The 12,253-nt window shown below is 44.9% G+C and carries 7 protein-coding genes; 6 read left to right on the forward strand and 1 reads right to left on the reverse strand.

Annotation, left to right across the window (positions count from 1 at the left end):
• Nucleotides 1–59: 59 nt before the first annotated feature.
• Complete coding sequence (locus ACS8E3_RS00150) at nt 60–3,479, reverse strand: ATP-binding protein (RefSeq protein ID WP_439239974.1); 3,420 nt, start codon at nt 3,477–3,479, stop codon at nt 60–62.
• A 460-nt stretch (nt 3,480–3,939) separates the two neighbouring features.
• Between ACS8E3_RS00150 and cysM the strand changes: the two genes are divergently transcribed.
• The 6 genes from cysM to ACS8E3_RS00180 all read left to right on the forward strand — a co-directional run bounded on the left by cysM (nt 3,940) and on the right by ACS8E3_RS00180 (nt 12,183).
• Complete coding sequence (cysM, locus tag ACS8E3_RS00155) at nt 3,940–4,893, forward strand: cysteine synthase CysM (RefSeq protein ID WP_439239976.1); 954 nt, start codon at nt 3,940–3,942, stop codon at nt 4,891–4,893.
• 77 nt (nt 4,894–4,970) lie between these two features.
• On the forward strand, nt 4,971–5,789 hold the full coding sequence (locus ACS8E3_RS00160; RefSeq protein WP_439239978.1) for a 3'-5' exonuclease: 819 nt from the start codon (nt 4,971–4,973) through the stop codon (nt 5,787–5,789).
• Between the two features lie 88 nt (nt 5,790–5,877).
• Nucleotides 5,878–7,455 carry a 23S rRNA (uracil(1939)-C(5))-methyltransferase RlmD gene (gene rlmD, locus ACS8E3_RS00165; protein WP_439239980.1) on the forward strand — a complete coding sequence of 526 codons (1,578 nt, stop codon included), beginning with the start codon at nt 5,878–5,880 and terminating at the stop codon, nt 7,453–7,455.
• A gap of 536 nt (nt 7,456–7,991) precedes the next feature.
• Entirely contained in the window at nt 7,992–10,544 is a 2,553-nt protein-coding gene (locus tag ACS8E3_RS00170; RefSeq protein WP_439239982.1) for a RelA/SpoT family protein, read from the forward strand.
• 67 nt (nt 10,545–10,611) lie between these two features.
• Nucleotides 10,612–11,589, forward strand: coding sequence for a bifunctional DNA-formamidopyrimidine glycosylase/DNA-(apurinic or apyrimidinic site) lyase (gene mutM / locus ACS8E3_RS00175; RefSeq protein ID WP_439239984.1), 978 nt, complete (start codon nt 10,612–10,614; stop codon nt 11,587–11,589).
• 150 nt (nt 11,590–11,739) lie between these two features.
• Nucleotides 11,740–12,183: a hypothetical protein gene (locus ACS8E3_RS00180; protein WP_439239986.1), complete on the forward strand. Its 444-nt coding sequence runs from the start codon at nt 11,740–11,742 to the stop codon at nt 12,181–12,183.
• Nucleotides 12,184–12,253 lie beyond the last annotated feature (70 nt).

Here is a 12,253-nt window from a genome sequence, read left to right on the forward strand (position 1 = left end):
ATATTTTTAATCATAGCAGTGTTATCTCAAAGCTACCCTAGCAATAACTGACTATCCATTCAAATCATTTTCCAGTTCATATCGTTTTCGCTTAGACGGTGGTAATTAAGCTCAGAGTAAGGCGATAAGTCTAGGTTTTGCAGATTATTTAGCGCTGTCATTAAGTCTTTATAATAAGGCTGTAGCATGGCAAATTGTGCAGGCGTCGTATGCTGTACATTTAATAAGCATTTATCCTCTAAATTTTGACTGGCAAGACGTAGCTGCGGGACACCGGTATAGCGACTCGCTCCCAAAATACGGTGAGCAATCTGCGCAAGCATATGACGATCTTTTGCCTGCCAAGCTTGAGCGAGTGACTCTTTCTCATCGGCGATGGTGTCGAGCATCATAATAATGAGTTTTGCTGCCAGATCTGGCTTATTCGCTGAACGAGTCAACGCATCTTGCCAGTCTAAAATCTCTGATCTCTCAGTAGCGTTTGCAGCAGAGTGCTGCTCTAGATTTAATAGCTGTCGACCTGTTGCAAGGCTTTGATTTTGTTGCAGATGCGTATTAGGCTCTACCGGACTTTGCGATAAGTTTCTTTGGTCTAGATAACTATAACGAGCTTGAGTGCCATTACGCCCATGGCTTTGTGCCGACTGAGTATCCGTTAGGTTATCACGTAGAGTATCGTGTAAATTATCACGCAGATAATTATCGCGAATTTTCTTTAACGACAGCGGTCGCAACATTTTTTTATTTTTTTTCTGGGGATTTAGTTGGGTTTTTTCAGGCTGCTTATTATCTTGATCGTTCGCCTTTAACTGAGTGTCATTGGGATTATTGGCACTCAAATCGGTCAAACTCGAATCAGCTAGATTAGTGTGCGCCAGCTGAGTACTCGCCGCCATATGGTGCGCGGCTGTGGCGCGTCCTAGCCATTTTTGTAGCACTTGCAGTAACTGTGGTTGGCTAATAGGCTTACCAACATAGTCGTCTATACCGCTAGCTATAAGGCGATCGCGCTCATCAGATAGGCCGTGAGCCGTCAGCGCGATAATAGGAATATGACTGTCTGCTGCTTCTATTTTTCGGATCTGTTCGGTAGCTTCTCTTCCTGACATTCGAGGCATTTGAATGTCCATGAATATCAGATCGATATCATGAGGAGTAGCCGTTATCTTATCTGTCGCGTTATTCTCGGTGCTTAGCTTTAATGGGGAGGGCGTATTACTGAGTTGCGCGCGTGCTTCTGCTTTTGAGCGCTGAGTTTTACTCGATAAGCTTTGAGTGACGGTCTTGTTATTGGTTTTAGCTTGCCTAGCCTGCTGCTTACTTATCAGCTCTATAGCCTCAAAGCCACTATTGGCAGTAATGACATGAATACCAAGCTCGCTCAAAAGCGCATCCAATACCAAAAGATTGGGCAGATGATCATCGACAGCGAGTACAGTGATTCCTTGCCAACGCGGTTCTTGCACTTGTACAAGTGCTTTTTTATTTTGGGTATCTAAAATAGCGTAGAGCTGGCGCTTGTCGAGTGGCTCATACAAGATATTGGCATGATAGCGATTGAGTAAGGCTTGATCAGCCGCCACTTGGTAGCCAAATACTGCCAGCTTGCCTTGATAGTGCAGCCTGATTTGCTTGAGTAGCGCCATCATATCGTCTTGATTATCGTTATCAACAATGACCCAGTCCCAATGATTGTCTTGCTCTTTGAGCGATTCAAGCACTCCTGGCAAGGAGTTGGCTTGAGTCAACTTAATAGGAAGGTTTTGCAAGCTGGCTTTGAGCACTTGTAAGGAGGCAGTATGATTGATCCACACAAGCATATGAAACTCATCGCCCGCTCCTGCTAGCGGCGCAAGCACTGGTAGCGCAATGGTATTTCCGCTGGCCGCTTCTAGCACATCGACGTGGGTTGGCATCCTAAACCAAAAAGTCGCGCCTTTATTAGCGATATTCTCTTGGGCATTATCATAAAACCCAATATCACCGCCCATCAGCCGAGTCAGCTGTTTTGAGATGACAAGTCCAAGTCCAGTACCGCCATATTGACGAGTGATGGAAGGATCACCTTGGCTAAAGCTTTGGAACAGCATCTTTTGATCAGCCTCTGAGATACCTTTACCACTATCTTGCACACTGATCATTAGATAATTATCTTGATAGTCGTCCAAGCTGACGCGCACGACCACATCGCCATTATCGGTAAACTTGATGGCATTACCTACTATATTAGTCAGTACTTGCTTGAGTCTTAAAGCGTCCCCTACGATCTGCATAGGCACATCATTATAGAACAATACCGCCATCCGTAAGCCTTTTTCAGCAGCGACAGGAGACAACATATCGACCACATCATAAATAGTGTTGTAGAGATCAAACTCGTGACGATCAAGCACCAGCTTACCTGCTTCTATTTTGGAGAAATCAAGCACATCGTTGACCAGTGCCAATAGATGCGCTGATGACTTACGAATGGTCTGCACGTACAGGTCTTGCTCAGAATTTAGCTCACCATGACGAGCAAGCAGATTAATAAAGCCGTCGATACTGTTCAGCGGCGTCCTTAGCTCATGGCTGATATTCGCCAAAAATGCAGATTTGGCCTGACTAGTGGAGATTGCGGCATCTCTAGCATTACGAATCGAGATATTTTGCATCTCCATCTCATCGAAGGCTAAACGCAAATCATCCTCGGTCTGTTCGGCGTGGTTTCTTAACTCCTGAAAGCTGCTGTGTAAGCGACGTAAGGTTCTGACCAAATCTTGTTGTAGCAGATTCAGCTCGCCGTTAGACTCGGTCAAGATAGGCTTATATAAATTATCAACAGTCGTGCGTTGCAGCTGTAATCGCAGCTCATAAATAGGGGCGATCCAGCGCTTAGCATAGATATTTAGGCTGAGTAGTAATATCAAAATAGTGAGTAGACCGGTAATCGCTAAGGCCATAGCGATACGGTAACGCGCTAAATATAGCGGTTCATTATCCATATCGATAAGCAGCCATAGCTGTTGATCAGCAAAATCCCCTAAAGGCAATCCATAAGCGGTACCTATGGGAGTAGGTTGCTGCATCATAGCGCTCTGATCAGGAATAATCTGCGGCCACTGCTCCTCTACGCCGTAACCGACACTCGCCAAAACCTGATTACTATCATCGATAATAGCAATGCGCTGTACGTGTTGCTCTGACTGTATAGTGTTCAGTTTGTCTTGTAAGGTAGCGAGCGTCGTTTGCGACGAGGTTCCTGTAACTTCTAGGTCCTGAGGCTGTTCTAGTAACTTTGGCACAATCTCAGCGATAGTCGGCTTATAGCGGATTAACACTGCCTCAGCCAATGCCTGTTGCTCAGAGTTAGAGGCACGCATGGTCTCATAAAACACCAAAAGGCCACCGACTGCGGCTAGGATACAGATCGGTAAAAACACCAATAGGATCAATTGACCGTAAGCGCTACTCGTATCAAAGCGTTTTTTGTATGCCATGCTAAAGATAAGCTCCAACGACTCTATAGGTCACTTAAAAGTAATGGATTAGATTTTGCTGCGGTGGTTTTGAGAGTTATTTTACCAGTATTCTTAGTGTCTCTGTGAATCAATCCTAATGTCACTCAATTCTGATTTAAGCACCAGTAATCTAGCCGCTAAAAATCACAGTCATTAACAGCAAAAGTCATTTAAAACCACAACCGTTAGAAACGACTGTCACAAGTAATTAATGATGCGCTAAGCGTAGCCAAAAACAAAATGATATAATAAGGCCAGTTTTTATTCACGCTGCGTTTTGTCAGCTTTACTATACCATTTAAGCTATAGGCAACAGGCGGTAGCAAGCTCACTATTCGCGATACTTTTGCTTTAAAACTAGCCAATAGCATCAACTAAAAAACATACCTCAAAAATAGCGCTAATATCAATATTAACTTTAATTATAATAGGATGTCCCATGTCGTCTACCGCCAACGCTAACTTTATCACTCAAGTCACACAGCTTGCCGATTGCGTGGGTCAGACACCGCTGGTGAGATTACAGCGTTTACCTGAGCAAGAAGAGATCACTAATACTACCCAATTGTTGGCCAAGCTTGAAGGCAATAACCCAGCAGGTTCGGTAAAAGATCGCCCCGCCTTTAATATGATCTACCAAGCAGAACAGCGCGGCGACATAAAGCCTGGTGATATGCTCATCGAAGCCACTAGCGGCAATACTGGCATTGCCTTGGCTATGGTTGCGGCCATGCGCGGCTATCCGATTACCCTCTTGATGCCGACTAACTCAACCCAAGAGCGTAAAGATGCGATGGCAGCTTACGGCGCTGTGTTGATTGAAGTCGATGAAGGCATGGAAGCGGCGCGCGATATGGCCTTGCAGATGCAAGCCGATGGCAAAGGCATAGTGCTAGATCAATTCAATAACCCCGATAACAGCCAAGCGCATTATCTCACTACTGGTCCTGAGTTATGGCAACAAACGGGCGGTAAAATCACCCATTTTATCAGCTCTATGGGTACTACCGGCACTATCACTGGTGTCAGTCAATATCTAAAAGAGCAAAATCCTGATATCCAAATTATTGGTTTGCAACCAGATGAAGAAGCATCTATCGCTGGTATTCGTCGTTGGCCTGCTGCTTACATGCCAGGTATCTATAATGCAGACATGGTCGATGAGGTTATGGACGTCGATCAAAAAATCGCTGAAGTCTATATGCGTAAGCTTGCCAAGCTCGAGGGCATCTTTGCTGGCGTGTCCTCAGGAGCCGCAGCTTGGGCCGCTGTGCAAGTTGCCAAAACCAATCCGGATGCGGTGATAGCCTTTATCGTTTGCGACCGCGGCGATCGGTATTTATCAACTGGGTTATATAACGTTAATGATGCTGATGATAGTGCTTCAGCTTAAGACTTTTTATAGCATAACCTTTTATAGCCTATCGAATATAGCGCTAAGCGCAATTATAAGTGCCATCAGGACTATTTATGAGCCAAGCCCTACCCGCTAATCCCGTCTTGGTATTCGATATCGAAACCATCGCTGATGCTGAGGCGGCCCGTCGTATCTATCCACAATTAGCGACTCTTAATGATGCTGATACTTTGAGCGCGCTGACCGCTATTCGCACCCAAGAGGCAGGCCATAACTTTATGCGCCTGCCACTGCAGCGTATTGTGTGTATTTCCGCTTTATATATCAAAGACGGTCAATTCTCTTTATTTTCCTTAACCGCTGATAATTTCAGTGAACAACAGATACTAGCGAAGTTTTTCCGCGCCTTTAGCGATTTAGAGAAGCTACCACAGTTGATTAGCTGGAATGGCTCAGGTTTTGATATTCCTGTGCTTATTTATCGGGCTATGCAATATGACCTCTCAGCGCCCTGGTTATTTGAAGAGGGCGAGCGTATCAAAAATATGCGCTTCAACAATTATGTCAATCGCTTCCAAACTCGGCATTTGGATCTGATGGATAGGTTCAGTCAGTATGGCGCCTCTCGACGTGAAGCGATGGATGTGGTCGCTAGTCTCTACGGTCTACCCGGTAAGACGGATGTCGATGGCAGTATGGTTGGAGATCTGGTCAGTAATAATGAGTGGCAGACGCTATCGATATATTGCGAGTCCGATGTGATGAATACTTGGCTGATATATTTGCGCTGGCTGCGCTTGACCGGGCAGCTCTCCTCCACAGGGTTTATAGAGTGGCAACAGCAAAGCCGCGATTATCTGACCGGCTTTACGCAAGCCGATGGTCGCGTACGCCATCAGAGTTTTCTTGATGATTGGCTATCGCCCTCTTAATAAAGTTAATATATCGACCGCATTTATTAACATAGCACGCCAGTTTCAACTTTTACTTATTTTTATCATTTATTGCTAAGGCAGGTTTATGCAGCCCACCGACGATCAAAACACTAAGAACAATGTTAAACACAACCTTAAGAGCAGTGACGCTACCGCTCAGACTCACTCTAATCAAGAAGACAGCAAGACGATTATCACCCCGCCTAATAAGAAAAAATCAAAACCGTCCTCAAAGACCCGTCGCCGCTTAAAAGATGCACCGCCAGTACCTTTTACTATCGACGGTCTTTCTCATGATGGTCGCGGTGTAGCCATCTATGGTAATGGCTTTGATGAAGCGCAAGGCCATAGCACTGATAAGCATGGCAAAAAAGTCTTTGTCAGCTTTGCCTTGCCAGGAGAGAGCGTTGAGGTCAAGCTGACCAATAGCCGAGCCAGCTTTGAGGAAGGCGATGCTATAGAGGTTACTGCCAACCCCAATCCAGAGCGCGCAGTGCCACCGTGCCCGCACTTTGGCGTCTGCGGCGGCTGTAACTTGCAGCATTGGCAACCAGATAGTCAGATCAGCTTTAAACAGTCAGTGCTGGCTGAGATGCTCCAGCATCAAGCTGATGTGCAGCCGGAGCAGTGGTTAGAGCCGGTGGTTGGCGATAGATTAGGATATCGTACGAAGGCTCGTCTTGGCGTGCGCTATGTCGCCAAAAAAGAAACCGCGCTAGTCGGCTTTCGTGAGCGCTCAAGTAACTTTTTGGCTGAGCTTAATGAATGTCATATTTTAGATCCACGTATCGGCTTTGAGATTGAAAACTTAAAAGCGCTAGTCAGTACGTTAGATGCCCGAGATAAAATTGCTCAGCTTGAGCTGGCTATGGGTGAATTTATCCCTGAGCTGCCAGATGGTACTCAGCCGGTAGCGCTTATTGTACGTAACCTAGCACCTTTATCAGATGGCGATATCGATAAGCTAAAAGCCTTTTTTGCGGCGCGAAATTGGCAGCTGTATCTACAATCCAAAGGCGTCGATAGCATTCAGCGTATAGCCTTAACTAGTGATGATGATATGAGTGAGCAATTTGGCCGCTTATATTACCAACTGCCTGAATATGACTTAACCTTTGAGTTTATTCCGACTGATTTTACTCAGGTCAATCTGTCAGTCAATAGAAAAATGACGAAGCTGGCTTGTGATTTATTAGAGCTAAAAGCTGGCGAGCGCGTATTAGACCTGTTTAGTGGTTTAGGTAATTTCAGCTTACCATTAGCGCGTTTGGTCGGCGAGTCAGGTAAAGTTATCGGCGTTGAAGGCAGCGAGGAGATGACTTTGCGCGCCAGTGCCAATGCCCAGCGTAATGGCCTTAATAATACCGAATTCTATAGCCAAGACTTGACTCAAGATTGCACTGCTGAGCCATGGGCCAATCAAGGCTTTGATGCGCTACTTATTGATCCGCCGCGTTCAGGCGCTTGGGAGATTATGCAGTATCTACCTAAGTTCAATGCCCAGCGCATTGTCTACGTCTCCTGCAATCCGGCAACGCTTGCTCGTGATACTAAGGCGCTACTTGAACACGGGTATCGACTGACTCATGCGGGGGTGATGGATATGTTTTGCCACACAGGCCATGTGGAGTCGATTGCTAGATTTGAGAAAATACCTGCTTAATGGTTTATCTTGCTAAGCACCTTAAAGGGTTCGGGCTACATTCTATCGCTTAGATATTAAGCTTACGAGTAGTAATATTACAGAGCTCAACTTGAGTTGTAGCGGCAAACTGAGATAATAGTCATGACAGCTGTCATAAAATCGCTAAGTTATTGCAAGAGTGACTTATTGGACTATAGTTTAGTTTATATTAAAATATTCTCTGATGATTGATCCTAATAGTAATCCAACTAAATGCTAGTGATTTGAATTATAGTCTCTGGCAACTCTGAGCATTTTAGCCTTAGTCCTTAGTAGTTTTACAGAGGTTACTTCATAACAACTATTTTACAAATAGTTGTTATGCGAAACTTATCACTTAAACTTATGACTAAAGCTTGATAGTACAAACCGGGATTACTTACTGCATTAAGACAGCTGCTATTTTGATTAGCGGCTGTCTTGGCTTAAGTTTTATACTTATTGGTAATCATCCTTATCATGATGAATTGTCGATGTCGCTGTCAATACTCTATAATAGCTAAAAGGAGCCAGCTATGGTCAAGATTCGAGAAGGATTGCCGTTAGTAGATGGTCAAACCACTGAAGAAGATAGCGCGAGTTTGGCGGCGCAATTAGTTGCCAATCAACGCTCTCACCAGTCTGCTAATAGCTATGCTCAGATTCCTTTCGATATTAAGCAGCAACTGGCCACTCATAAGCTGCATACCACTTTTGATCGTTCAGCAGCGCTTGCTTATCATAATCATGATCCAAAGCTAGTTAATTACGCTGCAGATAACGCTTTATCTGCAGACTCCTATACATTAATGGATTCTCCCGATTTAGATCAAGCCAATATTGATGTACCGGCTTGGCTCAATAATGTCGCCGAACGTATCGGCCAAGACTCCGTTCCTAACCTAACCGCGGCCTGTGAGTTTATCCGCAGTCGTATGAATACTAGCGAGTCTGAGCGCTCAGGGGCTTACGTCACTGGCATCGGCATGAGCGATATTCTCACTTACCTCTACCAAGACGAAGACGCTTTAGTCGCTGCGATGCTTTATCGTAGTGCGCGTAAATCTCTGATTTCGATGGCTGAGATTGAGCAAAACTTTGGCGCTGAGATTCGCACTTTAGTCAAAGATACTTTAGCGATGGGTAAGCTGTCGGCTATTATTGAAAATAATAAACGCCTAGAAGACCACTTTATCAACAAGCAACGCGATCAGCTCTCTAACATTTATAGCATGCTCATCTCGGTCACCAACGATGTGCGAGTGGTGCTGATTAAGCTTGCTGAGCGTACTTTTGCGATGCGTGAGCTATCCTTCTCTAGCGCTGAGCGCCAACAGCGCGTGGCTCGTGAAGTCATGACCATTTATGCGCCGCTCTCGCATCGATTAGGAATTGCTCAGCTCAAGTGGGAGCTTGAAGACTTAGCGTTTCGTTACCTTGCCCCCGATCGCTATAAAGAGATTGCTAAGCTGCTATCTGAGAAACGTAGCGAACGCGAGGCTTATATTCAGCGGGTAGAAAACAAGCTCAATCAAGCCCTAATCGATGCTGATATCGTAGGCGAGGTCTCAGGCCGGGTCAAACATATCTATTCTATTTATCGCAAAATGAAGCTCAAAAGCTTATCTTTTGATCAGCTTTATGATATTCGTGCGCTACGTGTATTAGTACAAGATCCCGCTGATTGCTACCATGTCTTAGGCTTAGTACATGGCTTGTGGCGTTATATCCCCGAGCAATTTGATGACTATATCACCAACCCAAAGCCCAATGGTTATCGCTCCCTACATACCGCTGTCATCGCTGAAAACAAATCGCTTGAGGTACAAATTCGGACCAATGAGATGCATTTCGAAGCTGAGCTTGGCATGTGCGCGCACGTTAACTACAAAGAAGGGCTCAAGAATAGAAAGGACAACTATCTCAACCAAAAAATCAGCTCACTGCGTCATTTATTATCTATCAATAACGAGGCGCGTAGCCGCGATACCAGCGATAATGAAGGCGACGCAGAGTATGACATCAATGATATGACTGACTTTGATGAAGATGAGCAAGCTATTGATTTTGATGAGCTTGAACGTATCTACATCTTCAGCCGTGATGGCGACATTATAGAGCTGCCCAAAAATGCAACGGTGCTTGATTTTGCTTATTACGTACACACCCAAGTCGGCAATCGCGCGCAGGCCGCTCGGGTCAATCAGCGTTATGTGCCCCTCACCTATCAGCTCAAAACCGGCGAGCAAGTGGAGATTATCACCAAAGCTTCTCGGGAGCCTAACCGAGATTGGCTAGTTGCTTCATTGGGTTATATCCATACTAGCCGCGCACGCTCCAAGCTGCGTCAATGGTTCAATAAGCAAGATCGCGATAAAAACCTTGAGATCGGACGCCATATGCTCAGTCGTGAGCTTGAGCGTTTATCGGTCCATCCGAACAGTATAGATCTTAATGACTACACTCAGTTTTTTCATGTTAATACTCCTGACGATATTATTGTCGGTTTAGTCACCGGTGAGATTGGCCTGAATCAGTTGACAGGACATATCTCTAGGCAGCTGCATTTAGAGCCTGAAAAACAAAAAGCCGAATTTACTCCTAGTATCGATCCAAAAACCACTGGCAAAGTTGACGCCTACAAGATCTATATCGACGGCTTAGATAATATCGAGATCAGTTTGGCCGGCTGCTGTCACCCGATACAAGGTGAGCCTATCTCAGGGTATATTACCTTGTCACGCGGCGTCAGCATTCATAATCGCGGTTGCCCTGAATATGAACGTCTGATAGAGCGTGATCCTGAGCGCGCTGTTAGTGCGGCTTGGAGAACAAAATCCGGGCGTTATCAGCCTGTAGATATTCATATCGAAGCGTATGATCGCCGCGGCTTACTACGCGATTTAACTCAAGTCATCGATAATGAAAGCGTCAATATCCGTCAAGTAGACACTATGAGTAACGATGATAATATCGCCTTTTTGAAATTTCATGTTGAGGTAGCAGGGTTAGCGCATTTATCCAAACTCTTAGCCAAGCTTGAGCAACAGCCTGGCATACTGCATGCACGCCGAGCGGTTGCGCCCTAGTAGAGCGTTGCTTTAGCACTGATTATCACTCAAAACCAACCCTTTAAAGGTCACCATATAAACGCTTATGCCCGAATTACCCGAAGTCGAAACCACAAAAACCAGTCTTGCGCCTTTGCTTAATAAAACTGTAGAATCGGTACAAGTATTCCAGCCTAAACTGCGTTGGCAAATGCCTGATGATTTACAGTCATTGGTCGGCTACCGCTTACAAGGAGCTGAGCGCCGTGCTAAATACTTGATTTTAAGCTTCGCCCCATCTGCAGAGCTATTACAAAGTACTGAGTCAAATAGCGGAAACAGTAATCTTACTAGTATCACACCTTTGCGTCAGCTAATTATTCATTTAGGCATGTCAGGTAGCTTGCAGCAGCATCCTTATGGTACAGAAAAACGCAAGCATGACCATTTGATACTGACATTTATCAGTGAAGACAGTTCTACTACTCAATTACATTATCACGACCCCAGACGTTTTGGCGCTGTACTTTGGTATATCGATTATAAAACCAAACTCCTTGACCATCTAGGACTTGAGCCGCTATCTGCAGCTTTTAATGCCGACTATTTATACCATTTCATTCAGCGTAGCAGTGATAATAATAGTAGCGACAATGACAGTGCTGATAATGATGATATCGGTAAAAAGAAAACCACTAAGAAAAAACCCATCACGCGACCGATTAAATCAGTCATTATGGAGCAGCAAGTGGTGGTAGGTGTAGGTAATATTTATGCCGCCGAAAGCCTTTTTTTATCAGCGATTCATCCCGCCACCCCTGCTAATAGCTTATCTTACGAGCAAATAGCGCTACTGGTCGAGCACATTAAAACGATTTTAGATAAAGCCATTACGCTTGGCGGCTCTACCCTGCGCGATTTCACTGTAGCTAGTGGCCAAACGGGATACTTTCAACAAACCTTAAACGTTTACGGCCGACAAGGCGAAGATTGTCCGCACTGCGCCGCTACTCTCGATAACATCAAATTAAATGGGCGCGCGAGTGTCTTCTGCCCTGAGTGTCAACCACTGCCAAAGCTTTAGTGAATATGATTGAAACAGAAAGCTACTGTTTTTACAGGCTAATGATAAAGCTGAAGATATGGCGTATGGAATTGTATTGCTTATCGCCCGACATCTTGGTTTAATAGTAGCTCTAGTCTTTATCTTCCACCCCTATTTTAGGATGACATCATGACTGTCAAAACCCGCTTCCAACGCGCTGTGAAATCCAAGCTTTTAACCGCTCTTACTAGTATCAGCCTTGTGGTTATCACTATGAGCCCAGCTTCAGCGGCGATCGAGATTGACGAGACAGATTTTGGTCCTTCTTATGACACTATGGTAGTCGATACGGTAGTGGGTAAGCCTTTACAATTAGTAGCAGCCGTTACAGGTACTGCCGCCTATTTAGTGAGCCTACCTTTTGCTGTTATTGGCGGTAATGCTGATCAGTCGCAACAAAAACTCTTTGTAGAGCCATGGGAGGCGATGAGTCGCTGTTTGGGCTGTACGGTTGCCGAAGATAATTATTATAAGTCACAAGCAGCAGTTAACGATAATACGGTGCGCATTGTAGTCGATCAGCCCTCAGAGATCTTGATTAATACTAATGATTATGTCGTCGTAACTCCTTAATAGCAGTAATAACCTTAGTAATATTAGTAATAGCAACGCCGTAAGCTCAAAGTACAGTTAGCCGTTATTG

The organism is Psychrobacter sp. 2Y5 (genome assembly GCF_051847375.1).
Lineage (GTDB): Bacteria > Pseudomonadota > Gammaproteobacteria > Pseudomonadales > Moraxellaceae > Psychrobacter.

Excerpts from the sequence above, each read along its gene's own strand:
- ACS8E3_RS00150 (WP_439239974.1), bottom strand. The coding sequence starts at position 3,479 with ATGGCATACAAAAAACGCTTTGATACGAGTAGCGCTTACGGTCAATTG.
- cysM (WP_439239976.1), top strand. The coding sequence starts at position 3,940 with ATGTCGTCTACCGCCAACGCTAACTTTATCACTCAAGTCACACAGCTT.
- ACS8E3_RS00160 (WP_439239978.1), top strand. The coding sequence starts at position 4,971 with ATGAGCCAAGCCCTACCCGCTAATCCCGTCTTGGTATTCGATATCGAA.
- rlmD (WP_439239980.1), top strand. The coding sequence starts at position 5,878 with ATGCAGCCCACCGACGATCAAAACACTAAGAACAATGTTAAACACAAC.
- ACS8E3_RS00170 (WP_439239982.1), top strand. The coding sequence starts at position 7,992 with ATGGTCAAGATTCGAGAAGGATTGCCGTTAGTAGATGGTCAAACCACT.
- mutM (WP_439239984.1), top strand. The coding sequence starts at position 10,612 with ATGCCCGAATTACCCGAAGTCGAAACCACAAAAACCAGTCTTGCGCCT.
- ACS8E3_RS00180 (WP_439239986.1), top strand. The coding sequence starts at position 11,740 with ATGACTGTCAAAACCCGCTTCCAACGCGCTGTGAAATCCAAGCTTTTA.